At 63.6% G+C, this 23,605-nt stretch carries 20 protein-coding genes; 7 read left to right on the top strand and 13 right to left on the bottom strand.

Annotated features, from left to right (window positions below; genetic code table 11):
- Positions 1-57: 57 nt before the first annotated feature.
- Entirely contained in the window at positions 58-1,386 is a 1,329-nt protein-coding gene (locus tag JZZ72_RS10970; RefSeq protein ID WP_043864144.1) for a DEAD/DEAH box helicase, read from the bottom strand.
- 142 nt (positions 1,387-1,528) lie between these two features.
- Between JZZ72_RS10970 and JZZ72_RS10965 the strand changes: the two genes are divergently transcribed.
- Positions 1,529-2,830 (top strand): mechanosensitive ion channel family protein, encoded by a 1,302-nt coding sequence (locus tag JZZ72_RS10965; protein WP_210014460.1) that lies wholly within the window; start codon positions 1,529-1,531, stop codon positions 2,828-2,830.
- Here the strand turns inward: JZZ72_RS10965 and JZZ72_RS10960 are convergent.
- The 5 genes from JZZ72_RS10960 to JZZ72_RS10940 form a co-directional block, all read right to left on the bottom strand.
- The gene (locus tag JZZ72_RS10960) at positions 2,771-3,649 is read right to left on the bottom strand and encodes a carboxylate/amino acid/amine transporter (protein WP_043864146.1); all 879 of its coding nucleotides are present in this window, start codon (positions 3,647-3,649) and stop codon (positions 2,771-2,773) included. The two genes, JZZ72_RS10965 and JZZ72_RS10960, sit on opposite strands and share 60 nt — an antisense overlap.
- 93 nt (positions 3,650-3,742) lie before the next feature.
- Positions 3,743-4,681, bottom strand: coding sequence for a hypothetical protein (locus tag JZZ72_RS10955; RefSeq protein WP_210014459.1), 939 nt, complete (start codon positions 4,679-4,681; stop codon positions 3,743-3,745).
- 45 nt (positions 4,682-4,726) lie between these two features.
- On the bottom strand, positions 4,727-5,548 hold the full coding sequence (locus JZZ72_RS10950; protein ID WP_210014458.1) for a hypothetical protein: 822 nt from the start codon (positions 5,546-5,548) through the stop codon (positions 4,727-4,729).
- 249 nt (positions 5,549-5,797) lie between these two features.
- Entirely contained in the window at positions 5,798-6,397 is a 600-nt protein-coding gene (locus tag JZZ72_RS10945; protein WP_210014457.1) for an FMN-dependent NADH-azoreductase, read from the bottom strand.
- Positions 6,398-6,504: 107 nt separating this feature from the next.
- The gene (locus JZZ72_RS10940; RefSeq protein WP_043864149.1) at positions 6,505-6,819 is read right to left on the bottom strand and encodes a hypothetical protein; all 315 of its coding nucleotides are present in this window, start codon (positions 6,817-6,819) and stop codon (positions 6,505-6,507) included.
- 50 nt (positions 6,820-6,869) lie between these two features.
- Here JZZ72_RS10940 and JZZ72_RS10935 point away from each other — a divergent pair, with 50 nt between their 5' ends.
- From JZZ72_RS10935 to JZZ72_RS10920, 4 genes are all read left to right on the top strand, one after another.
- Positions 6,870-7,793 (top strand): LysR family transcriptional regulator, encoded by a 924-nt coding sequence (locus tag JZZ72_RS10935; protein WP_123753012.1) that lies wholly within the window; start codon positions 6,870-6,872, stop codon positions 7,791-7,793.
- A gap of 12 nt (positions 7,794-7,805) precedes the next feature.
- Complete coding sequence (locus tag JZZ72_RS10930) at positions 7,806-8,621, top strand: alpha/beta fold hydrolase (RefSeq protein ID WP_043864151.1); 816 nt, start codon at positions 7,806-7,808, stop codon at positions 8,619-8,621.
- Positions 8,615-9,172: a peptidylprolyl isomerase gene (locus JZZ72_RS10925; RefSeq protein ID WP_043864152.1), complete on the top strand. Its 558-nt coding sequence runs from the start codon at positions 8,615-8,617 to the stop codon at positions 9,170-9,172. The genes JZZ72_RS10930 and JZZ72_RS10925 overlap by 7 nt, the downstream gene beginning before the upstream one ends.
- Before the next feature lie 68 nt (positions 9,173-9,240).
- Complete coding sequence (locus tag JZZ72_RS10920) at positions 9,241-11,070, top strand: ABC transporter ATP-binding protein (RefSeq protein ID WP_058541540.1); 1,830 nt, start codon at positions 9,241-9,243, stop codon at positions 11,068-11,070.
- A 77-nt stretch (positions 11,071-11,147) separates the two neighbouring features.
- Here JZZ72_RS10920 and JZZ72_RS10915 read toward each other — a convergent pair whose 3' ends face one another.
- The 6 genes from JZZ72_RS10915 to hrpA all read right to left on the bottom strand — a co-directional run bounded on the left by JZZ72_RS10915 (position 11,148) and on the right by hrpA (position 19,962).
- Positions 11,148-12,272: a GNAT family N-acetyltransferase gene (locus tag JZZ72_RS10915; protein ID WP_088514506.1), complete on the bottom strand. Its 1,125-nt coding sequence runs from the start codon at positions 12,270-12,272 to the stop codon at positions 11,148-11,150.
- Between the two features lie 94 nt (positions 12,273-12,366).
- Positions 12,367-13,680: an OprO/OprP family phosphate-selective porin gene (locus JZZ72_RS10910; protein ID WP_043864155.1), complete on the bottom strand. Its 1,314-nt coding sequence runs from the start codon at positions 13,678-13,680 to the stop codon at positions 12,367-12,369.
- Between the two features lie 206 nt (positions 13,681-13,886).
- Entirely contained in the window at positions 13,887-14,120 is a 234-nt protein-coding gene (locus tag JZZ72_RS10905; protein WP_054914943.1) for an anti-sigma factor family protein, read from the bottom strand.
- Positions 14,114-14,722: an RNA polymerase sigma factor gene (locus JZZ72_RS10900; RefSeq protein ID WP_210014456.1), complete on the bottom strand. Its 609-nt coding sequence runs from the start codon at positions 14,720-14,722 to the stop codon at positions 14,114-14,116. The genes JZZ72_RS10905 and JZZ72_RS10900 overlap by 7 nt, the downstream gene beginning before the upstream one ends.
- A gap of 12 nt (positions 14,723-14,734) precedes the next feature.
- Entirely contained in the window at positions 14,735-15,856 is a 1,122-nt protein-coding gene (locus JZZ72_RS10895; RefSeq protein ID WP_043864158.1) for a beta-ketoacyl-ACP synthase III, read from the bottom strand.
- Between the two features lie 194 nt (positions 15,857-16,050).
- A complete protein-coding gene (gene hrpA / locus JZZ72_RS10890; RefSeq protein ID WP_210014455.1) occupies positions 16,051-19,962 on the bottom strand; it encodes an ATP-dependent RNA helicase HrpA in 3,912 nt (1,303 codons plus the stop codon).
- A gap of 444 nt (positions 19,963-20,406) precedes the next feature.
- Between hrpA and JZZ72_RS10885 the strand changes: the two genes are divergently transcribed.
- Entirely contained in the window at positions 20,407-21,771 is a 1,365-nt protein-coding gene (locus JZZ72_RS10885) for a glutamine synthetase family protein (RefSeq protein ID WP_210014454.1), read from the top strand.
- A 27-nt stretch (positions 21,772-21,798) separates the two neighbouring features.
- Positions 21,799-23,106 carry an NAD(P)/FAD-dependent oxidoreductase gene (locus JZZ72_RS10880; protein WP_054914947.1) on the top strand — a complete coding sequence of 436 codons (1,308 nt, stop codon included), beginning with the start codon at positions 21,799-21,801 and terminating at the stop codon, positions 23,104-23,106.
- 90 nt (positions 23,107-23,196) lie between these two features.
- Here JZZ72_RS10880 and JZZ72_RS10875 read toward each other — a convergent pair.
- Positions 23,197-23,605: AMP-binding enzyme (locus tag JZZ72_RS10875; RefSeq protein WP_210014453.1), on the bottom strand; the 409-nt coding region annotated here is incomplete at its 5' end.

The raw sequence follows: 23,605 nt of genomic DNA, 5'->3' as shown, positions 1-23,605 counted from the left end.
CGCTGGCAAGACAGCTCCTGTAGGAGCCGGCCTTGCCGGCGAATAGGCCCTGCAACCTTACTCGGCAGCCGGTGCCGGCTTGCGCTTCTTCAGCGGTGCCATGCCGTCCTGGCTCACCAGGGAGGGAGCATTGGGCTTGGGCTTGGCGGTCGGCTTGCGTTTGGCCACCACCTTCTTGTCGGTCTTCTTGTCGGTCTTTTTCTTCTTGACCCCGGCGGCCTTGCCCGACGCCTTGACCTTCTTCGGCCCGGTATAGGTGCCTTTGACTTCCTTGATGGTGCGGCGCTCGAAGCTCTGCTTTAGGTAGCGCTCGATGCTCGACATCAGGTTCCAGTCACCATGGCAGATCAGCGACACTGCCAGGCCTTCGTTGCCGGCGCGCCCGGTACGACCGATACGGTGTACATATTCGTCGCCGCTGCGCGGCATGTCGAAGTTGATCACCAGGTCCAGGCCGTCCACGTCCAGGCCACGGGCCGCGACGTCGGTCGCCACCAGCACCTTGGCGCCGCCCTGCTTGAGGCGCTCGATGGCCAGCTTGCGGTCCTTCTGGTCCTTGTCGCCGTGCAGCACGAATGCCTTGATGTCCTTGGCCACCAGGTGACCGTAGATACGGTCGGCCATCACCCGGGTATTGGTGAAGATGATTGCCTTCTGGTAGGTCTCGTTGGCCAGCAGCCACTGCACGATCTGTTCTTTGTGCTGGTTGTGGTCGGCGGTGATGATCTGCTGGCGGGTGCCGTCGTTGAGCTGGCTGACGGTGTTGAGCATCAGGTGCTCGGGGTCTTTGAGTACCTTGCCGATCATGTCGCGCAGGCCGGCACCGCCAGTGGTAGCCGAGAACAGCAGGGTCTGCTCGCGGTTCGCGCACTCGTTGCACAGACGCTCGACGTCTTCGGAAAAGCCCATGTCGAGCATGCGGTCGGCTTCGTCCAGCACTACAGCCTGCACATGTTCAAGGTGCAGGTTGCCGGCATTGAGGTGCTCGAGCATGCGCCCCGGGGTGCCGACCAGGATGTCCGGCACCTTGCGCAGCATGGCGGCCTGTTCCTTGAAGTCTTCACCACCGGTGATCATGCCGGCCTTGATGTAGGTGAACTGGGCGAAACGCTCGATTTCCTTGAGGGTCTGCTGGGCCAGCTCGCGGGTCGGCAGCAGCACCAGGGCACGGATCTCGACACGGCTCTGCTTCAGGTCCACCAGGCGGTTGAGCACTGGCAGCATGAAGGCGGCCGTCTTGCCGCTACCGGTTTTCGCCGTCACCCGCAGGTCACGCCCTTGCAGCGCCAGGGGGATGGCCGCCGCCTGCACAGGCGTGGGCTCGACAAAGTTCAGTGCGGCCACGGCTTTGAGCAGGCGTTCGTGCAGGGCGAATTGGGAAAACACGGGTGTACCTCGGGCAAGTGCAGAAATTCAGCCATATAGGGTAACGTTTTCCGGCGCTCACGCCGAATTTCTTTTGGCATTGTCACGACTTTCCGCGTTCTAATTGCACTTCCACTCTTTTTGCGGACACCTTTACTAAGGCATGGATATTCAATTGTTCTGGCAAAACGCCCTGGATCTGTGGGGCACCCTCGATCAGCACCCGCTGCTGCACGCCGGCCTGGGCCTGGCGGTACTGCTGCTGGCCGCCCTGGTACTGGGGCGTGTGGCACGCTTCATGATCCTGCACGCCGTCCGGCTGCTGAGCCGCCAGCCGGCCCTGCACTGGCTCAACGACCTGCTGCACAACAAGGTATTCCAGCGCCTGGCGCAGATGGTGCCCTCGCTGGTGGTGCAGTTCGGCCTCAAGCTGGTGCCGGAGCTCAGCGCCACCAGCCAGCATTTTCTGGGCAACGTGGCGCTGGCGTTCACCATCCTGTTCCTGGTGCTGGCCATCAGTGCACTGCTCGATGCCCTGCTCGATATCTATGCCCGCACCGAACATGCGCGTACCCGTTCGATCAAGGGCTATGTGCAACTGGCCAAGATGGTGCTGTTCGTGTTCGGCGCGATCATCATCGTCGCCACCCTGATCGACCGCTCGCCGTTGTTGCTGCTGTCGGGCTTGGGTGCGATGTCGGCGGTGATCCTGCTGGTGTACAAGGACACCCTGCTGTCGTTCGTGGCCAGCGTGCAACTGACCAGCAACGACATGCTGCGCGTCGGCGACTGGATCGAGATGCCCCAGGTGGGCGCCGACGGCGACGTGGTGGACATCACCCTGCACACGGTCAAGGTGCAGAACTTCGACAAGACCATTGTCTCGATCCCCACCTGGCGCTTGATGTCCGAATCGTTCAAGAACTGGCGTGGCATGCAGCAGGCCGGCGGTCGGCGCATCAAGCGCAGCCTGTTCATCGATGCTGGCGGCGTGCGCTTTCTGACCGATGAAGAAGAACAACGCCTGAGCAAGGTGCGCCTGCTCACCGACTACATGGCCCGCAAGCGCAGCGAACTGCAGGCCTGGAACGAAGCCCAGGGCCCTGTGGCAGCACTGTCGGCCAACCGCCGGCGCATGACCAACATCGGCACCTTCCGCGCCTATGCCCTGGCGTACCTGAAAAGCCACCCGGACATCCAGCCGAACATGACCTGCATGGTGCGTCAGATGCAGACCACCGCCCAGGGCGTGCCCCTGGAAATCTACTGCTTCACCCGCACTACCGCCTGGGCCGATTATGAACGTATCCAGGGCGATATCTTCGACTACCTGCTGGCCGTGATGCCCGAGTTCGGTCTGGGCCTGTACCAGCAACCCAGCGGCAGCGACCTGCGCGCCGGGCTGCTACCGGCCGGTGCCATTCGCGAGCAACGGGCGTTGAGCACCGAGTCGGCTGAGCCATAGCGAGGCCAGTATCACCGCACCACCGATGAACAGCCGGCCCAGCGGCTCGTGCTGGTTCCAGATCAGCAGGTTGAGCAACAGCCCGACCGGCACATGCAGGTTGTTCATCACCGCCAGGGTGCCGCCTGAAACCAGGCAGGCGCCCTTGTTCCACCAGTACAGCCCCAGCGCCGTCGGGCACAATCCCAGAAACAGCAGCACCAGCCACTGCACGTCGGTGCTGGGCAGATGCTGCGCGTTGCCGAACAGCAGGAAGGCCGGCAGCACCACCAGCAGGGCGCCCAGGTAGAAGTAGCCGAAGCGTCGGTAGTGCGGCAGGTCACTGGGGTAACGGGCAACCAGGTGCTTGTACAGCACCTGACCGGCGGCATAGGTGAAGTTGGCCAGTTGCAGCAGCACAAAGCCCATGAAGAAGTCCGGGCTGATACGGTCGAAGCGAATCACCGCTGCGCCCCCCACCGCCACCAGTGCGGCCACCAGTGCCCACGGGTTGAAGCGCCGGTTCAGGGCATCCTCGATCAGGGTCACGTGCAAGGGTGTAAGAATGGTGAACAGCAGCACTTCGGGCACGCTCAGCACACGAAAGCTCAAATACAGGCACACATAGGTGATGCCGAACTGCAACGCGCCGATCAGCAGCATGGCCCGCATGAAGCGCGGCTCGACCTTGCGCCAGCGGGTCAACGGCAAAAACACCAGGCCGGCCAGCAGTACCCGCGCCAGCACCGCGAAGTAGCTGTCGACATGCCCGGCCAGGTATTCGCCGATCAGGCTGAAGGAAAACGCCTGGATCAGCGCGACGATCAATAAGTAGCCCATGTATGCCCCCTGATATGCAGGCGGCGACCTTAGCGGTTGACCAACGGGCCGGCAACCGCTTTTGAAAGGCCTGCACTCAAGGTGCCAGCAGGCTCAACGGGTCTGATCGGCCGTGATGAACTGGAAGCGTGCGGGGGTGGCGCCAGAGGGCAAGGTCACCGCGATGATCGGCACCAGGATGCCCGTCTGGCTGAAGAAGTCCCGCTGATCCGCCTGCGCACCCGCCCTTCCGCTCGCGCTCCCGCCAATATAGAAGAAGGCTTCCATCGGCAATTGCCGACCGATGTTCTGCGGCCACAGGGCCATGCGCACTTCGTTCTGGATGCCACCAAGGTTGGCGCCGGGCAGGTTTCTGGCACGCAGGCTCTGATAGAACGCGATGGCGCCTTCTTTGTTGAGTTCATCGCGAACATTGAAGCCGCACTGGCGTGCATTGATCCGGTTGGCGTTGTAATGCGCCAGCCATTGTTCGGCTGTACCGATGCCCTGCGCCCTGCACTCGCGACTCACCGTGGGGTAACCGACATTCTGCCCGCACCCCTGCGATTCTCGCCTGTTGGAATCGGCGTCCACAGGAAACGAGCACAACACACGGGGCTTGTATTGATTGTTGGCGTACAAGATAGGCACGAAGATGAAGCCGTTAGTGTACCCATAGGCCAACCGACTGAACGCAGAGTCGGCGCGCAGGTAGGAGAACGACACGCCCGAGGCGGTGGGGTTCGGGTTCCACGAATGAAACGCCGGGCTGTTCTGCGTAGCGCGCATGAGGATGCCGCTGCACAGAAAGGCCGGCGCGCTGGAGGCGTTACAGTTCTGCCGGGTGTCGCGGTAACGTTCCTGCAGGTGGCGTGCAACCGTGGCTCCGGAAACAGCCGCCGTACCTGCACGGGACTGCAACGCAGCGGCCTGGACCGTTGGCGGCACCGAGCTTGCCTGCGCAAACTCGTCACTGGCAGGCTGCACCGGCGCCCGGTTGGCGCAGGCTGTCATCAGGCTGATCAACAGCAACAGTGTGAACGTGTTCAACATGGTGCCTCCCTGCGCTCGCGCCGGCTTTGAACCCTTGCTTGCGGGTCACGCCTTGCTTGGCGGGCGTTTCGCAGGTTTGCCAGGCACTTTCGCAGGTGCTTCTGACGCCTTCGCAGGTTTTTTCACCGGCACTTTCGCAGGGACCTCAGGCGCCGCCTCAGATGCCGGGGGCACCTCCAGGCTCGGGATATAAAGCAGCCTGGAAAATTGGTAGTCCGAGCCCGTAACCGCTTCAAGCGCATAATTGAGCCACACTGGCTGGCCTCTGTTCTGCTGAAACCAGCTCAGTGGAATTGGAAACTCGGCAGAACCACCCTCCATGGATTTCCACCCCAGGTCCTCATGCCCTGTCATGGTGAAACCTCTTAGACGAACCTTGTGTGAGGGGTGCCATTTGGTATAGGTAACCGTGGCCACGCGAGAACCGCGCGCAAGTTTTGGCGGGTCCAATGGACCTAAACTTTGGACTTCCACCGTATAGTAACGACTCTGCGAAACCACCCATGCTCCGCCATTCCTGCTCAGCGCGAAATTTACCTGTGCCGTTTGACCGGAACTGCTGTACATCAGCGCTTTTGGACAAGAAGAGTACAGCGCTTGCGGCGGGTTTTTGATGACCTGCACGGGCAAATCGAAGATGATACCGGAAGGTTCGACAATTCTTACCCTGACCCTGTCACCGGCGTACATACCGGCTGATATGAGCGTCCTGACTGACAAAAAATCCGTATTGCTGCCGCAGTTGTAGATCCCCCTTATCAGGAAATACCTTCTTGACGGGTCTTGGGGGTAATCGGGATGTGGAATCGAACAGTCGATCGTCGGGGCATCCCAGGCATATAGCTTGGACTCAATTTTAGCAGGCATAGGTACGCATCCTTATATCCGCGAGGCAAGTTACAAACTTTCACGGCGGAAAGTCTGTCCATCACCTGTATATAAACAGATAGGAATTCAAGCGCGCACCTGACAAAACTGTCAGTTCTCTATAAACAATCAACCTGGCAATGACAAGTTTTATAACCACCCACAAAAAAGCCCGGTCAAACCAGTGTCTGACCGGGCAGGTACACCCAAAGGAGCAAAGGTGTCAGGCGGGGGGAAAATCGGTACGGCTCAAGCTACCGCAGCCAGCAGCGCCTTGGCCTGGTTCAGGCCTTTTTCGTGGAAGTCGCCGCCCATGTTCAGGCCCTCGGCGTGAATGAACGTCACGTCGTGAATGCCGATGAAGGCCATCACCTGGCGCAGGTAGGGCTCCTGATGGTCGCTACCGGCCCCGGCGTGGATACCGCCGCGGGCCGTCAGCACATAGGCGCGCTTGCCGGTCAGCAAGCCCTGCGGGCCGGTCGGGGTGTATTTGAAGGTGACGCCGGCACGCAGCACATGGTCGAGCCAGGCCTTCAGCGTACTGGGGATGGTGAAGTTGTACATCGGCGCCGCCAGCACCAGTACATCGGCGGCCAGCACTTCGTCGGTCAGTTCGTTGGAACGTGCCAGTGCCTGCACTTCTTCGGCGCTGCGCTGGGCTTCGGGCTTCATCCAGCCACCCAGCAGATGGCTGTCCAGGTGGGGTACCGGGTTCAATGCCAGGTCGCGCACGCTGATCTGGTCGGCCGGGTTGGCCGCCTGCCACTGGCTGATGAAATCACGGGTCAGCTGACGAGACACGGAGTCCTGCAGGCGGGCGCTGCTTTCGATGATCAGTACGCGGGACATGGGTTGCCTCCATCGGCAAGTTCGCTAAGTCGATGGAGGCAAGATTAGAGATTGACCTATCGATAAAAAAGCGTAAAAACTGGGTTAAATCTATCAGTTAACCTGTTTTATTGCGGTTTGCAGTCCAGCGCAATGCGCAGCTTGAGGATTTCGCGGTTGAATTTGGCCGTCACGTCGACGCTCTTTTTCGCCGGTACCTGTATGCGCCGTACCCTGGGGGCCTCCGGGCCGTTGCGGAAGGTGACCTTGCACGTCGCTGCCACATCGCCGTAGTTGTTCAGGCTGATCGAGCCGATGTCACGGTCGGTGTCGTAGGTGGTGTAGTCAAGCTTCACCCCGTCGGTGTTCTTGGTCACGTCGATGGGGTAGGCCAGGGCCGTCAGCGGCAGCAGGGCCAGCAGTGCAACACAGATTTTCTTCATAACGGCGCTCTCCATGAAAGTGCGCCAGCTTAGGACAACAGGAGCCGAAGATGAAAGCGCCGCGCGTTACCCTGGATCAGTGGCGGACTCTGCAGGCGGTGGTCGACCACGGCGGCTTTGCCCAGGCCGCCGAAGCCCTGCACCGCTCCCAATCGTCGGTGAGCTATACCGTGGCCCGCATGCAGGACCAGCTCGGCGTGCCGTTGCTGCGCATCGACGGGCGCAAGGCGGTGCTCACCGATGCCGGCAGCGTGCTGCTGCGCCGCTCGCGCCAGTTGGTCAAGCAGGCCAGCCAACTCGAAGACCTCGCCCATCACATGGAGCAGGGTTGGGAAGCCGAGGTGCGCCTGGTGGTCGATGCCGCCTACCCCAATGCCCGACTGGTACGTGCCCTGAGTGCGTTCATGCCGCAAAGTCGCGGCTGCCGGGTGCGCCTGCGCGAGGAGGTGCTGTCAGGGGTCGAGGAAGTGCTGCATGAAGGGGTGGCGGACCTTGCCATCAGCGGCTTCAGCATCCCCGGCTACCTGGGCACCGAATTGAGCGCGGTGGAGTTCGTGGCCGTTGCACACCCCGAGCACAGCCTGCACCGCCTGGGCCGCGAGCTCAGTTTCCAGGACCTGGAGAGCCAGTTGCAGGTGGTGATCCGCGACTCTGGCCGGGCACAACCGCGGGATGTGGGCTGGCTGGGCGCCGAACAGCGCTGGACGGTCGGCAGCCTGGCCACCGCCGCCACCTTCGTCAGCAGCGGCCTGGGCTTTGCCTGGCTGCCACGCCACCTGATCGAGCGCGAACTGCGCGAAGGCGTGCTCAAGCCACTGCCGCTGGACCAGGGTGGCAGCCGTCACCCGCTGTTCTACCTTTACTCGAACAAGGACAAACCCCTGGGCCCGGCCACGCAGATCCTCATCGAGTTGCTGCGCAACTTCGACACTGCGCCGCTGGACGCGCCCTTCGCCGCCCCCGCCCAAGCCTGACAGGTAACGCCCATGGCCTATTTCGAACATGAAGGTTGCACCCTGCATTACGAGGAATATGGCCAGGGCGAGCCCCTGGTACTGCTGCACGGCCTGGGCTCGAGCTGCCAGGACTGGGAATACCAGGTACCGGAGCTGGCCCGTCAGTACCGCGTGATCCTGCTCGATGTGCGCGGCCACGGGCGCTCCGACAAGCCTCGCGAGCGCTACAGCATCGCCGGCTTCAGCGCCGACCTGCTGGCCCTGCTGGAGCACCTGAACACCGGCCCGGTGCACCTGGCTGGCCTGTCGATGGGCGGCATGATCGGCTTCCAGTTTGCCGTCGACCATCCCCACCGGTTGCGCAGCCTGTGCATCGTCAACAGCGCACCCGAGGTCAAGCTGCGCAGCCGCGACGATTACTGGCAATGGTTCAAGCGCTGGAGCCTAGCCCGCCTGCTAAGCCTGGAGACCATCGGCAAAGGCCTGGCCGCACGCCTGTTTCCCAAGCCGGAGCAGGCCGAGTTGCGACGCAAGATGGCCGAGCGCTGGGCGCGCAACGACAAGCGTGCGTACCTGGCCAGCTTCGATGCCATCGTCGGCTGGGGGGTACAGGAACGCCTGGGCCAGATCCGCTGTCCTACGCTGGTCATCAGCGCCGACCACGATTACACCCCGATACAGCTCAAGCAGCGCTACGTCGCGCTTATTCCTCAAGCACGACTGGCGGTCATCGAAGATTCACGGCACGCTACACCGCTGGATCAACCCCGGCTGTTCAACCAGACCCTGCTGCAGTTTCTGGCAACGGCTTCAACCACTTCTCAAGGATCATTGAGTTCATGCTGAAAAAACTTCTGCTTGGCGCCTGCTCGGTCGTCTTCGCCACCAGCCTGATGGCTGCCGAAAAAGCCCCGCACGTACTGCTCGACACCAGCTTCGGCCAGATCGAAGTGGAACTGGACCCGGTCAAGGCGCCCATCTCGACCAAGAACTTCCTCGAGTATGTCGACAGCGGCTTCTACACCAACACCATCTTCCACCGCGTGATCCCGGGCTTCATGGTCCAGGGCGGCGGCTTCACCGCGCAGATGCAACAGAAGTCGACCAAGGACCCGATCCGCAACGAGGCCAGCAACGGCCTGCACAACACCCGCGGCACCCTGTCGATGGCCCGCACATCCAACCCGAACTCGGCCACCAGCCAGTTCTTCATCAACGTGGCCGACAACGCCTTCCTTGATCCGGGCCGCGATGCCGGCTACGCCGTGTTCGCCAAGGTGGTCAAGGGTATGGACGTTGTCGACCAGATCGTCAACTCGCCGACCACGCGCAAGAACGGCATGGCCGATGTACCGGTCGATCCCGTGCTGATCAAGTCCGCCAAACGCATTGACTGAGCCCGTGTTCACAGGGACGTGAACCACGACCGGCCCGGTCGAGTCAGACAGGAGTTAGAGTTTTGAGGTTGTATCGCTATTTCGAAAAGCTGATCGACATCTTTCGCGAAGCACCGACCGCATCGCCGCCGGGCAAGGTCCTGCCGTTCTATTTCTACTACCTGCGCCAGGTGTGGCCCAGCTTTGCCGCACTGCTGGTGGTGGGGCTGGTGGCTTCGCTCATCGAAGTGGCGCTGTTCAGTTACCTGAGCCGTATCATCGACTTGGCCCAGGGCGCGCCAAACCCCGATTTCTTCAGCGATCACGCCAGCGAGCTGATCTGGATGGTGGTGGTCACGCTGCTGCTGCGCCCGCTGTTCTTCGGCCTGCACGACCTGCTGGTGCACCAGACCATCAGCCCGGGCATGACCAGCATGATCCGCTGGCAGAACCACACCCATGTGCTCAAGCAGAGCCTCAATTTCTTCCAGAGCGATTTTGCCGGGCGCATCGCCCAGCGCATCATGCAGACCGGCAACTCGCTGCGCGATTCGGCCGTGCAGGCGGTGGACGCCCTGTGGCACGTGCTGATCTACGCGATCAGCTCGCTGGTACTGTTCGCCGAGGCCGACTGGCGCCTGATGCTGCCCCTGACCGTCTGGATCTTCGCCTACATCGGCGCACTGTGCTATTTCGTGCCCAGGGTCAAGGAACGCTCGGTGGTGTCATCGGATGCGCGCTCCAAACTGATGGGCCGCATTGTCGATGGCTACACCAACATCGCCACCCTCAAGTTGTTCGCCCACACCGACTTCGAGCGCCAGTACGCCCGCGAAGCGATTCGCGAGCAGACCGAAAAGACCCAGCTGGCCTCGCGGGTGATCACCAGCATGGATGTGGTCATCACCAGCCTCAACGGGCTGCTGATCGTCACCACCACCGGCCTGGCGCTGTGGCTGTGGAGCCAGTCGCTGATCACCGTGGGCGCCATCGCCCTGGCCACCGGCCTGGTGATCCGCATCGTCAACATGTCGGGCTGGATCATGTGGGTGGTCAACGGCATCTTCGAGAACATCGGCATGGTGCAGGATGGCCTCAAGACCATCGCCCAGCCGGTCACCGTCACCGATCCGCCAGATGCTCCGGCGCTCAAGGTCGATCGCGGCGCGGTGCGCTTCGACAATGTCGACTTTCATTACGGTCAGGGCAGCCGGATCATCAGCAACCTGACCCTGGACATTCGCCCCGGCGAGAAGATCGGCCTGATCGGCCCCTCGGGCGCCGGCAAGTCCACCCTGGTCAACCTGCTGCTGCGCCTGTACGACCTGGAAAGTGGCCGTATCCTGATCGACGGCCAGGACATTGCCCAGGTGAGCCAGGCCAGCCTGCGCGCACAGATCGGCATGATCACCCAGGACACCTCGCTGCTGCACCGCTCGATTCGCGACAACCTGCTGTATGGCCGGCCGGATGCGACAGAAGAGGAGTTGTGGGAGGCGGTGCGCCGGGCGCGGGCCGATGAGTTCATCCCTCAGCTGTCCGATGCCCAGGGGCGCACCGGTTTCGATGCGCATGTGGGCGAGCGTGGCGTGAAACTGTCCGGCGGCCAGCGCCAGCGCATCGCGATTGCGCGGGTGCTGCTCAAGAATGCGCCGATCCTGATCATGGACGAAGCCACTTCGGCGCTGGATTCGGAAGTGGAGGCAGCCATCCAGGAGAGCCTGGAGACCCTGATGCAGGGCAAGACGGTGATCGCCATTGCGCACCGCCTGTCGACCATCGCGCGGATGGACCGGCTGGTGGTGCTGGAGCAGGGGCGGATTGCCGAGATGGGCACCCATGCCGAACTGCTGGCGCACCAGGGGCTGTACGCACGGTTGTGGCATCACCAGACGGGTGGGTTTGTCGGGGTCGATTGAACACTGCGGCGACGGTATCGCGGGTCAAGCCCGCTCCCACAGGGATTTCACTGCGCCTGCGGGTGCTGGCTCGGCGTTCAGACTTGCCTGAAGGGCAGCGCCGTACGCGCCTCCTCGGCATACCCCAGCACCCCCACCCGCTCCTGCGCCAGAAAGTCCTGCACGGCCGCCTTCAACCCCGGATGCAGCAGGTAATGCCAGGACCGCGTGATCACCGGTTCGAACCCGCGAATCAGCTTGTGCTCGCCCTGCGCCCCGGCATCGAAACGCTGCAACCCTTCGGCAATGGCAACGTCCATACCCTGATAGAAGCACGTCTCGAAATGCAACCGGTCGAACTCCGCCAGGCAGCCCCAGTAGCGCCCATACAGGCTGTCACCACCCACCAGGCTGAACGCCATCGCCACCGCCCGCCCGCCCTGATGCGCCATCACCACGCGGATCGACGCGGGCATGCGTTCGGCCAGCAGGCTGAAAAACGCCCGGGTAAGGTACGGGGCACGGCGGCGCACGGCGTAGGTGTTGGCATAGCATGCGTACACGAAATCCCACTGCGCCTCACTTAGCTCATGGCCGTGGTACCACTGAAACTCGATACCCTGCCCCGCCACCTGCTCGCGTTCCTTGCGCATCTGCTTGCGCTTGCGCGAACTGAGGCTGTCGAGAAAATCCTGGAAGTCCCGATAACCCTGGTTGCGCCAGTGAAACTGACACCCCAGGCGCTCCATCCAGCCCGCACGCCCACGCAATACTTCGTCGCTGGCCGGGTCGGTGAAGTTCACGTGCAGGCCCGACAGCCCCTGTTCGAGCAAAGCATCGCTGACGCCGTCGATCAGCTCACCCGCCGCCTGCGCGTCACCCAGCAGGCGCGCGCCGCTGACCGGTGAAAACGGCACCGCGCACAGCAGCTTGGGGTAATAGTCGATACCGGCGCGGTCGCAGGCGTCGGCCCAGCCGTGATCGAACACGTACTCGCCGAACGAATGGGTCTTCACGTAGGCCGGCATGGCCGCCCGCACCTGGCCCTGAGTGTCCGTCAGGACCTGGTGGGCCGGTGCCCAGCCGGTGCGTGGGGTGACGCTGGCGCTGTCTTCCAGGCTGCGCAGGAAGGCATGGCGCAGGAACGGCTGGGCATCCGGCACCAGGGCATCCCAGGTGGCGGCGTCGATATCGGCAAGGTGCGGCAGAATTGAGATGGGCATGCGCGCAGTCTGCCCCCTCGTGCGAGCAAAAAAAAGCCCCGCAGGTGCGGGGCGAAGATCTAACGGATGAAGGAGTGTGTTGCAGGGGTAACGCTTAGAACACGTACTGCGCGCGCATCACGAAACCGTCGCCGCTGTCGTCGCCGGCAGCGTTCTGCGCGTTGTCGGTCTTGGCCTTGACGTACACGCCGCTGAGCTTGATCGACTCGTTGGCGTACCAGTTCACACCCAGGTTGTGCACCTTGGCTTCCACGTCACCGATGTCGGCAAATGCGCCGTTGTTGTCGTCGACGCTCAGGTGGTCGTAGCGGTAGAACACTTCCCACGCACCAATCTGCTTGTTGGAAGGCTTGATACTGTCGAACTTGCCGAGTTTGTAGCCACGCGCTTCACCGGTGATGGTGTAGGCCACCTGGCCGTAGTAACCCTTGGCCTTGATGTCGGAGAAGGCCGAGTCGTCTGCCTGAACATCACGCTTGATGTACTCGCCCTGCACCGAGAACGGGCCCAGCGCGTAGGCGGCTTCCAGGCCCCAGGCCTTGTCGGTGTCGTAGGCACCGGCCGGGGTGGTGGCGTTGCCGCCCAGCACCAGGCGGTTGCCGTTGTTGCCGGCGTCCTGGCCACCGTCGGTGCTCACCCCACGCATGCCCAGGCGGCTGCGGATACGGCCGTCGAACGCGGTGTCGGAAAGGTCGCGCTGGGCGTAGTTCAGGCCAACGTGCAGTACGTTGCCGGCCTCGTGCATCGGTGCGAACACACCGCGCAGGTTGAACTGCTTGGAGCTGTCGCCGTCCTTGTCCTGGTTGGTGGCGTCCTTGGCGAACAGGCCGGCCGAACCGTACAGCGAGTCACCGGCGTTACCCGATGCCTGGATACCGAAGCCGCCGTTGTGCGAGTTGGTCCAGTCCACCAGGTCGTAGGCAGCGGTTCGCTCCTGGGCAGTCACCCACTTGGAGCTGGTGGCTTTTTCCAGGCCGAACTCGGGATCGAAGCGACCGACCTTGATCGATACCGGCTTGAAGCCGTTGTAGGCCAGCGACGCTTCGTCGAAGTAACCGTCTTCGGAACGGTTGTCGCCACCGGAGTTATGCGAGAAGTCGTAGGCGATCTGGTAGGCCCAGTCGGTGTACATCACACCGCCCAGTTCCAGGTAGGCACGGCGGAAGTAGCCCGCATCGGCGGTATCGCCGTTCTTGGTGTAGAAACCGTCGAAGCGGCTGTAGTCGGCCTGGACCCGGCCACCCAGCTTGAAGCTGAATTCCTTGTCAGCGGTAGCGACCTCCAGGCCACCCTTGGTCTTGACTACGATATCGGCGCCGTCAGTAGTCACGGTGCCCGCGAAAGCCTGGGCGGTAACGGCCATTGCCAAGGCGCTGGCTGCGAAACCTGCGAAGTGCTTACGGATCATCGAAGGAACTCCCCTACGTTCATAACGTTTATGGTCTTGATTACGTTGAAAAAACACGCGGCTCAGGCCACTTGTGCTGGGGACGAATCTTGGCGGGGGGTTATTTCAGATCAGTGGCTGTTAGATAAATATTTAGTGACAGGGGAACTTTTTACTTCGAATGTGAATAAGACAATCAGCCCCGTTGCAGGGCTGGTTGCGGGGTTTCAGCGCGTTGCCCGGCGCTCGGCGGCCAGCCGCGCCGCAAGGGCCTCGGCCCCCTCCACAGGCGCCGGCGGCAGCGCCTTGAGGGTTGCCTGGGCCAGGCGCAACTGCTTGATGAAGCGACGACAATTGCGACAGAACAGCAGGTGCTGGCGCGTCATCAGGCGCTCGCCCAGGGTCAGTTGCCCGTCCAGGTAATCACTGGAGCAGGCGACCAGTTGCTTGCAGGTCAGCATTGGCCGGTGTCCTCGAAATGTTCCAGGGTCGCGAAGACCTTGAGGCGTGCACGGTGCAGCAGCACACGTACATTGGAGAGCGACAGGTCGAGCAGATTACAGATTTCCACCAGTTCGAGGCCCTGGCGCTCACGCAACAACAGCACACTGCTCTGCAGTTGCGACAGGCTGAGCAGGGTGTGCTCCAGGCATTCGCGCAACTGCTCCTGGCTGAGCAGGGCCTCGGGGCTGTCTTCGTGCCATGCCGAAGGCGCCAGCAGCCAGTGACCGTCGCTGGCAAAACGCGCGTCGTCGATGCTGCCATGGGGGGCCGGCAGGTCGTCGAGCAGCACCTCGCGGCGGTCTTGCCGGTAACGGGTCTTGGCCGTATTGGCGGTGATGGTCAGCAGCCAGGTCTTGAGGCTGGAGCGGCGCTGGAAGCCCGCCAGACCGCGTACCGCCGCCAGCCAGGCATCCTGCACCACCTCGTCGGCGCCACGTTCGCCGACGATGGCATAGGCCACCGCGCGCATGGCGCCCTGGCAGGTCTGAACCAGTTCGGCGAACGCGCGCTGCTCTCCCGCCAGCAGGCGGTCGAGCAAGCGCTGTTCGTCAGCCGTCACTGGCGTGGGCGATCAACGTTTGCGCAGGATCACGCTGCCGATCGAGTAGCCGGCACCGAACGAACTGAGCACCCCGAGGGCACCCTTGGGCAGGTCGTCCTGGTGTTTGTGCAGCGCGATCACCGAGCCGGCCGAACTGGTGTTGGCGTAGGTATCGAGAATCACCGGGGCCTCCTCGACCAGCGCGTCGCGGCCCAGCAGCTTCTTGACGATCAGGTGGTTCATGCTCAGGTTGGCCTGGTGCAGCCAGAAGCGCTTGACGTCACTGACGTTGAGGTTGTTTTCGCTCAGGTGCTGGCCGATCAGCTCGGCCACCATCGGGCACACCTCGCGGAACACCTTGCGGCCTTCCTGCACGAACAGCTTGTCCGGCGCACCGATACCCTCTTCCGCCGCGCGGTTGAGGAAGCCGAAGTTGTTGCGGATGTTGTTGGAGAACTGGGTCAGCAGCTTGGTGCTGACGATATCGAACTGGTGCGCCGAGGTAGCGAGGTCAGCACGTTCGACCAGCACCGCCGTGGCGGCGTCGCCGAAGATGAAGTGGCTGTCACGGTCACGGAAGTTCAGGTGGCCGGTGCAGATCTCGGGGCTGATCACCAGCACCGAACGGGCCTGACCCAGTTGCACGCTGTTGCAGGCGACCTGAATGCCGAAGGTCGCCGACGAACACGCCACGTTCATGTCGAAACCGAAACCGGCGATACCCAAAGCCTGCTGCACTTCGATGGCGATTGCCGGATAAGGACGCTGCAGGTTGGAGCAGGCGACGATGACCGCGTCGACATCGGCTGCGGTGCGCCCGGCACGCGCCAGGGCCTGTTCGGCGGCTGCCACGCCCATCTGGCAGAGGATCGACGGCTCGTCGTTGCTACGCTCCGGCAGGCGCGGCTTCATGCGCTGCGGATCGAGGATGCCGGCCTTGTCCATCACGAAGCGGCTCTTGATGCCCGAGGCCTTCTCGATGAACGCAGCGCTCGACTCGGCCAGTGCCTGCACTTCGCCCCGTTCGATGGCAGCGGCATTGTCGGCGTTGAACTGCTGCACATAGGTGTTGAAAGACTCGACCAGCTCTTCGTTGGAAATGCTGTTGGCCGGGGTGTACAGGCCGGTGCCGCTGATGACGACGTTATGCACGGTCGTTCCTCTGTTCGGGGCCGCTGCCTGCCGGGCAACGGCCTGTTCTGTCGGTCAAATGGCACGAAAGTACCAATTAATACAGGCAATGCACCCGACGAGCGGGGCAGTACGCTGTGCTGCATTCTGTAGCTACCGTGGCAGGTACCTGACACGGTAGCGAAGTTCGCCAAGTGTGCCACAAGTTCCGGGGATTAGGCTTCCACCAGACTCCATTGCTTGGCCAGGCGCTTGTCGGAAATCGGTACCTTGGTACCCAACTGTTGGGCAAATAGCGACACGCGGTATTCCTCGATACACCAGCGGTACAGCACCAGTTGCTCGTCGCGCTTGCCCTCCTGGGCATGCTTGTCGGCACGCGCCTTGTACTGTGCCCACAGACCGCTCAGCTCGCCGCTCCACACGCGGTCTTTCTGCACCTGCGAACCGAGTTTTTCCAGACGCAGCTCCACCGCCTTGAGGTAGCGCGGCAGTTCCTTGAGCCAGATGCCCGGGGTTTCCCGCACAAAACCCGGGTACACCAGGTTGGCCAGTTGCTGCTTGATGTCGTTGAGCGCCACGGCCTGGGCCAGGTCGATCTTGCCCTTGAAGCGCTTCTGCAGACCGTGCCAGAGCTTGAGTATCTCGAGGGTCAGGCGGGCCAGGCGCTCGGCGTGATCGGCCCAGTGGCCGCGCTTGCGTTCGGCCAGCGAAGCAAGCCCGGCACCGTCGCGCGGCAGGCTGCTCTCGCCGTCGAGGATGCAGGTGTCCAGGCTGGCCAGCAGGATGTCCTCGACCAGCGCATCGACACGCCCCAGCTCGCGGTACAGCAGGCCCAGTTCGGTCAGCCCCGGCAGCTTGCCGCGCAGGAACTTCGCCGGCTCGGCCAGTTGCTGCAGCAGCAGCCGCTGCAAGGCTCGGCGGTGCTGGAACTCGGCTTCGGCCTGGGTCGAGAAGCGCCCTTCCTTGACCGTACCGCCCTCTTCCACCAGCGCCGGGTACACCGTCATCGACAGCCCGGCGATCTTCTGCTGGGCGGTCTGGGCCACCTCGGCAAACACCTTGGCTTGCACCGGCTGCTGGGCCTTGGCCGATTGCGGCACGGCCAGCGCGGCCTGGCTGGCAGCAACGAAGCGCGCCGTCAGCTCGGTCAGGTCGCGGCCTTCACCCAGGAACTTGCCCTGGGCATCGACCACTTCGATGTTCATGCGCAAATGGCCTTCCACCTGCGCAGCCGCCTCGGCCCAGGCCTCGTCGCTGACCCGCGCACCGGTCATGCGCAGCAGTTCGCGGCCCAGCGCCTGGGGCAGCGAGCCGTCGGCGAAGGTCATGCGCTGCAAGGCGGCCTTGACGAAGTCGGGCACCGGCACGAAGTTCTTGCGCAAGGCCTTGGGCAGGTTGCGTACCAGCGCAATGCACTTGGCTTCCAGCAACCCCGGCACCAGCCATTCCAGGCGCTCGCCCGGCAGGCTGGGCAGCAGCGGCGCCGGCACCCTCACGGTAACGCCGTCGCGGGGGTGGTTGGGCTCGAAGTGATAGCTCAGCGCCAGGCTCAGGTCGCCGATGCGCAGGGTATCGGGGTACTGCGTGGCGGTGACTTCACTGGCCTCGCGGGCCAGCACGTCCTCTTCGCGCATGATCAGCAACTGCGGGTCTTTCTGGCTGGTGACGCGGTACCAGCTGTCGAAGGTCGCGGTCTGGTGGATCTCGGCCGGCAGGCGCGCCTCGTAGTAGGCGTACAGGGTCTCTTCATCAGCCAGGATGTCGCGCCGGCGGGCCTTGGCCTCCAGCTCGTCGAGCTGCTCGAGCAGGCGCGTGTTGGCCGCCAGGCACTTGGCCCGCGACTGGATCTCACCGCCCACCAGGGCCTGACGGATAAACAGCTCGCGCGAGGCCTGCGGGTCGATCGGCCCGTAGTGCACCGGGCGCCGGCCAACCACGATCATGCCGTACAGCGTGACCTGCTCGAAGGCCACCACCTGGCCGCGCTTCTTCTCCCAGTGCGGTTCGAAGTGGTTCTTCTTGATCAGGTGCCCGGCCAGCGGCTCGATCCAGTCCGGCTCGATCTTGGCCACCATGCGCGCATACAGCTTGGTGGTCTCGACCAGTTCGGCGGTCATCAGCCATTGCGGGCGTTTCTTGCCCAGGCCCGAGGACGGGTGTACCCAGAACCGCCGCTGGCGTGCGCCCAGGTAGTCGCCGTCCTCGGTCTTCTGGCCGATCTGGCTGAGCAGCCCGGACAGAATCGCCTTGTGCAGGCGCGGGTAGTCGGCCGGCTCCTTGTTGATGCTCAACTGCAGGTCGCGGCAGATCAGGCTCAGTTGCCGGTGTGCATCGCGCCATTCGCGCAGACGCAGGTAATTCAGGAAATTCTTGCGGCACCAGTTGCGCAGCGGGCTGGCCGTCAGGGCCTGGCGCTGTTCTTCGAAGCCGCGCCACAGGTTGACCAGCGCGGCGAAATCCGAGTCGCTGTCCTTCCACTGCGCATGGGCCTGGTCGGCAGCCTGCTGGCGCTCGGGCGGACGCTCGCGGGGGTCCTGCACCGACAGTGCACTGGCCACGATCAGCAACTCCTGCAGGCTGCCCTGCTTGGCGCCTTCGAGCAGCATGCGGCCCAGACGCGGGTCCACCGGCAGGCGCGCCAGCTGGCGGCCCAGCGGGGTCAGCTGGTTCTCGCGATTGACTGCCGAGAGTTCCTGCAGCAGGTTGAAGCCGTCGCTGATGGCCTTGCCATCCGGCGGCTCGATGAACGGGAAGGCGTCGATCTCGCCCAGGCGCAGGTGCAGCATCTGCAGGATCACCGCAGCCAGGTTGGTGCGCAGGATCTCGGGGTCGGTAAAGGCGGGCCGACCATTGAAGTCGTCCTCGCTGTACAGGCGCACGCAGATGCCCGGTTCGACCCGCCCGCAACGGCCCTTGCGCTGGTTGGCACTGGCCTGGGACACCGCCTCGATGGGCAGGCGCTGCACCTTGGCACGGTAGCTGTAGCGGCTGATGCGCGCCGTGCCGCTGTCGATCACGTAGCGGATGCCCGGTACGGTCAGCGAGGTTTCCGCAACGTTGGTGGCCAGCACCACGCGCCGCCCCGGATGGGACTGGAAGATCTTCTGCTGCTCGGCCGGCGACAGCCGTGCATACAGCGGCAGGATTTCGGTGTGGCGTAGCTGTGCCTTGCGCAGCATCTCGGCGGCATCGCGAATTTCGCGCTCGCCGGGCAGGAACACCAGCACGTCGCCCGGGCCCTTGCCGATGCTGCGCTCATGGGCGGCAATCTCGTCGAGGGTGGCCAGGATCGCCTGGTCGACGGTCAGATCGTCCTCGACGCGGTTGCCCTCCTCGTCCTGCTCGCTGGTCAGCGGCCGGTACCAGGTCTCGACCGGGTAGGTACGCCCGGACACCTCGATGATCGGCGCATCGTTGAAGTGCCTGGAAAAGCGCTCCAGGTCGATGGTCGCGGAGGTGATGATGACCTTGAGGTCGGGGCGCCGCGGCAGCAGGGTCTTGAGGTAGCCGAGCAGGAAGTCGATGTTCAGGCTGCGTTCGTGGGCTTCGTCGACGATGATCGTGTCGTAGCGTTCCAGAAAGCGGTCGTGCTGGGTTTCGGCCAGCAGGATGCCGTCGGTCATCAGCTTGACCAGGGTGTTGGCATCGCTCTGGTCTTCGAAGCGCACCTGGTAGCCGACCAGCGCGCCCAGCGGCGTACCCAGCTCTTCGGCCACGCGGGTGGCCACGCTGCGCGCGGCAATCCGGCGCGGCTGGGTGTGGGCGATCTGGCCATGCTGGCCGCGGCCCAGTTCCAGGCAGATCTTGGGCAACTGGGTGGTCTTGCCCGAGCCGGTTTCGCCCGCGATGATCAGCACCTGGTGGGCGGCCAGCACCTTCTTGATTTCGTCACGCTTGGCCGCGATCGGCAGGCTGTCGTCGTAGTGGATGCGCGGCACGCTGGCCTTGCGCGCGGCGACCTGATCGCAGGAGGCCTGTACCCGGGCGGCCCACTGGGCCAGCTTGGCCTCGTCGGGGCGCTTGCGCAGGTCATGCAGTTGCCGACGCAGCCGATGGCGCTCGGCGATCATGGCGTGGTCAAGGTTTTTCAGCAGTTGCTCGATGGCGGCGTTCTGGTCAGTCATGACGTCTTTTTAATAATGCAGGTGAGCCTGCTTTCACATGATCGGCGTAGTTTGGTCGGGGATTGTCGCAGATTTGCCCTGCCACGGCACGGTTCGCCATGCAGGGCCATTGTTTAGCCATTGATTAACTGAAGGTATACAAAGGCCGATTTAATGAACCTTCCCACGCGTGGGAGTATCCGTGCATGACTTTGCCAGCGTGTACGCCCCGCCCCCTGATGCGCCCTTCGTTCCCGAAGGTGCGGGCGCGCCCCGGTGAAAATCCGCTGTTCAATAGCATCCTCGCGTTCTGGGCCTTGTGGCATTGCCGCCATGCCCGCCCACCAGATACCGCCCTCGCACCCCACTGATACCGCTGGCCCGGTTGCGGCCAACCCTGTCGACCGATCGACGTGCCCACTGGCGCGCGATCCTGTACGCCGTCACGGCGTAAGCGAGTGCACCATGCAGTTTGCCCCTGTTTCCGAGGCCGAGGATTTCCTGGCCGCCAACCCCGATATCGAGATGATCGAGTTGTTCATCCTCGACGCAAACGGCGTGCCCCGCGGCAAGCTGCTGCACCGCGAGGAGTTGCTGGCCGTGTATGAAAGCGGGCGGCCGCTACCCAGCACCATCCTCGGCCTGACCCTCAATGGCGACGATGTGGAGAACTCGGGGCTGGTGTGGGACGTGGGCGATATCGACTGCCGCGCATACCCGCTGGCCGGCAGCCTGGTGCGCATGCCGTGGCGGCAGATCCCCACGGCGGCAGTGCAGGTGAGCATGCACCCCAGCGAAGGCCTGCCGGCCAGCGTCGCCGATCCACGCCAACTGCTGGCCAAGGTGATCGACGCGCTCAAGGCCGATGGCCATGAGCCGGTAATGGCCTGCGAGCTGGAGTTCTACCTGCTCGACCAGAAGCGCGATCACCTGGGCCACCCGCAACCGGCACTGGATACCGACGGCGGTCGCCCCCGCGCTACCCAGGTATACGGCCTGCGCGAGCTGGAGCAGATCGAACCGTTTCTGGCCGACCTGTACAGCGCTTGCAAGGCCCAGGGCATTCCTGCGCGTACCGCGATTTCCGAATACGCCCCCGGCCAGGTGGAGATCACCCTGGAGCACGGCGACGCCTTGCTGGCCATGGACCAGGCGGTGCGCTACAAGCGCCTGGTCAAGGGCGTGGCACACAAGCACGGCATGCAGGCCTGCTTCATGGCCAAGCCGTTCGAGCACCTGGCCGGCACCGGCATGCACATGCACGTGAGCCTGGCCGACGCCGCCGGCCACAACCTGTACGCCAGCGAAGACAAGGCCGGCACGCCCCTGCTGCGCCAGTCGGTGGGCGGCATGTTGGCCATGCTGCTCGACTCGCTGCTGCTGTTCTGCCCCAACGCCAACTCCTATCGCCGCTTCCAGGCCAACAGCTATGCACCGCTGGCGCCGACCTGGGGTGTGGACAACCGTACCGTGAGCCTGCGCGTGCCCGGCGGGCCGGCCAATACCCGACATATCGAACACCGCATCTGCGGCGCCGATGCCAACCCGTACCTGGCAGCCGCAGCCATTCTGGCCAGCATCCACCATGGCATCCGCCAGCAACTGGACCCCGGCGCCCCGGTGCAGGGCAACGGCTACGCCCAGGCCAAGACGCTGCTGCCCACCGACTGGCTGACCTCGCTGACCGCGCTGGAGCGCTCCAGCTGGGCGCGCGAAGCGTTCGGCGAGGCCTTCCTCGGGGTGTACCTGGCGGTCAAGCGCGCCGAGTACCGCCAGTTCATGGCCGAGGTCGGCGAGCAGGACTGGCGCTGGTACCTGACCCAGGCCTGAGCCCCCTATTCTTCAAGGAACACACCCATGAATGCAGCCCTCAACCACGGCACCGCCCAGCGCAGCGCCTCCTACTACACCGCCAGCCTGAACGACACCACCCAGTACCCGACCCTGCAGGGCACGGTCGAGGTCGACGTGGTGATCATCGGTGGCGGCTTCACCGGCGTGGCCAGCGCGGTGGAACTGGCCGAGCGCGGCCTGAAGGTGGCCATCGTCGAAACCAACCGTATCGGCTGGGGCGCCAGCGGGCGCAACGGCGGCCAGGTCACCGGCAGCCTGTCGGGTGACGAGGCCATGCGCAAACAGATGCGCAAGCGCCTGGGCGATGACGTGGACGATTTCATCTGGCAACTGCGCTTTCGCGGCCACGACATCATCCAGCAACGGGTCGAACGCTACGCCATCGACTGCGACCTCAAGCACGGCCACCTGCACGCGGCCATGAAGCCTGCGCACATGACCGAACTGCAGGCCTTCGCCGACGAAGCCCAGCGGCGCGGCATGGGCGAGCAGGTGCAGATGCTCGACCGCGAGGCGGTGCGCCAGCACCTGGACAGCCCGTTGTACCTGGGCGCGCTGAAGAACCTGCGCAACCTGCACCTGCACCCGCTCAACCTGTGCCTGGGCGAGGCGCGGGCGGCGCACCAGCTGGGCGCGCTGATCTTCGAAAACTCCGAAGTGCTGGAGATCGTGCATGGTGACAAACCTGCGGTTGTCACGGCCAAGGGCCGGGTCAACGCACGCCAGGTGATGCTGGCCGGCGACGTGTACCACAAGCTGGAAAAGCCCCAGCTCAAGGGCAAGATCTTCCCGGCCATGGGCGGCATCGTGACCACCACCCCACTGGGCGAGCTGGCCCGCAAGCTCAACCCGCAGGACCTGGCGGTGTACGACTGCCGCTTCGTGCTCGACTATTACCGCATGACCGCAGACGGGCGCCTGCTGTTCGGTGGCGGGGCCAATTATTCGGGACGTGATTCGCGGGATATCGCGGGGGAGCTGCGCCCGTGCATCGAGGCGACCTTTCCGGCGCTCAAGGGCGTGCCGATCGAGTTCCAGTGGAGCTGCGCGATGGGCATCGTGGTCAACCGCATTCCGCAGTTGGGCAAGCTGTCGGACAACGTGTGGTACTGCCAGGGGTATTCGGGGCATGGCATTGCCACCAGCCACATCATGGGCGAGATCATGGCCGAAGCGATCACCGGCACATTGAGCCGATTCGATACCTTTGCCGGCTGCAGCCACATCAAGGTGCCGATGGGCGATGTGCTGGGCAACCCATTGCTGGCGGCGGGGATGTGGTACTACCAGATGCTTGAGAAACTGCGTTGAAAACATCGCGGGTCAAGCCCGCTCCCACAGGGATCACTACTGTCCTTGTGGGAGCGGGCTTGACCCGCGATGAGGCCCGAAGGTTAAACCTCAGGCGATCTTCTTGAGGCCCAGCTTCTTCAACTCTTCATCGCGCAACTCGCGCCGCAGGATCTTGCCCACGTTGGTGGTCGGCAAGGCATCGCGGAACTCGATCAGGCGCGGCACCTTGTACGCCGTGACATTGGCGCGCATGTGCTCCATCACCTGGTCCTTGGTCAGGGTCACACCCGGCCGCGCCACGATGAAGATCTTGATCAGTTCGCCCGATTTCTCGTCCGGCACGCCAATGGCGGCGCACTGCAACACGCCCGGCAGGGTCGCCAGCACGTCTTCGAGTTCGTTCGGGTAAACGTTGAAGCCAGACACCAGAATCATGTCCTTCTTGCGGTCGACGATGCGCATGTAGCCATCGGTCTGGATCACCGCGATATCACCGGTCTTGAGCCAGCCGTCGGCA

The sequence above is a fragment of the Pseudomonas palmensis genome, assembly GCF_017848315.1.
In the GTDB taxonomy this organism is placed as follows: Bacteria; Pseudomonadota; Gammaproteobacteria; order Pseudomonadales; family Pseudomonadaceae; genus Aquipseudomonas; species Aquipseudomonas palmensis.
Note: the sequence above shows the minus strand (reverse complement) of the source record. Positions and strands in the feature narration are given on the sequence as shown.

Coding starts and splice junctions, on each gene's coding strand:
- JZZ72_RS10960 (WP_043864146.1), bottom strand. CDS start 3,649: ATGGGCTACTTATTGATCGTCGCGCTGATCCAGGCGTTTTCCTTCAGC.
- JZZ72_RS10915 (WP_088514506.1), bottom strand. CDS start 12,272: ATGCCCATCTCAATTCTGCCGCACCTTGCCGATATCGACGCCGCCACC.
- JZZ72_RS10935 (WP_123753012.1), top strand. CDS start 6,870: ATGAAAGCGCCGCGCGTTACCCTGGATCAGTGGCGGACTCTGCAGGCG.
- JZZ72_RS10905 (WP_054914943.1), bottom strand. CDS start 14,120: ATGCTGACCTGCAAGCAACTGGTCGCCTGCTCCAGTGATTACCTGGAC.
- JZZ72_RS10940 (WP_043864149.1), bottom strand. CDS start 6,819: ATGAAGAAAATCTGTGTTGCACTGCTGGCCCTGCTGCCGCTGACGGCC.
- JZZ72_RS10925 (WP_043864152.1), top strand. CDS start 8,615: ATGCTGAAAAAACTTCTGCTTGGCGCCTGCTCGGTCGTCTTCGCCACC.
- JZZ72_RS10930 (WP_043864151.1), top strand. CDS start 7,806: ATGGCCTATTTCGAACATGAAGGTTGCACCCTGCATTACGAGGAATAT.
- hrpA (WP_210014455.1), bottom strand. CDS start 19,962: ATGACTGACCAGAACGCCGCCATCGAGCAACTGCTGAAAAACCTTGAC.
- JZZ72_RS10910 (WP_043864155.1), bottom strand. CDS start 13,680: ATGATCCGTAAGCACTTCGCAGGTTTCGCAGCCAGCGCCTTGGCAATG.
- JZZ72_RS10880 (WP_054914947.1), top strand. CDS start 21,799: ATGAATGCAGCCCTCAACCACGGCACCGCCCAGCGCAGCGCCTCCTAC.
- JZZ72_RS10950 (WP_210014458.1), bottom strand. CDS start 5,548: ATGCCTGCTAAAATTGAGTCCAAGCTATATGCCTGGGATGCCCCGACG.
- JZZ72_RS10955 (WP_210014459.1), bottom strand. CDS start 4,681: ATGTTGAACACGTTCACACTGTTGCTGTTGATCAGCCTGATGACAGCC.
- JZZ72_RS10945 (WP_210014457.1), bottom strand. CDS start 6,397: ATGTCCCGCGTACTGATCATCGAAAGCAGCGCCCGCCTGCAGGACTCC.
- JZZ72_RS10885 (WP_210014454.1), top strand. CDS start 20,407: ATGCAGTTTGCCCCTGTTTCCGAGGCCGAGGATTTCCTGGCCGCCAAC.
- JZZ72_RS10965 (WP_210014460.1), top strand. CDS start 1,529: ATGGATATTCAATTGTTCTGGCAAAACGCCCTGGATCTGTGGGGCACC.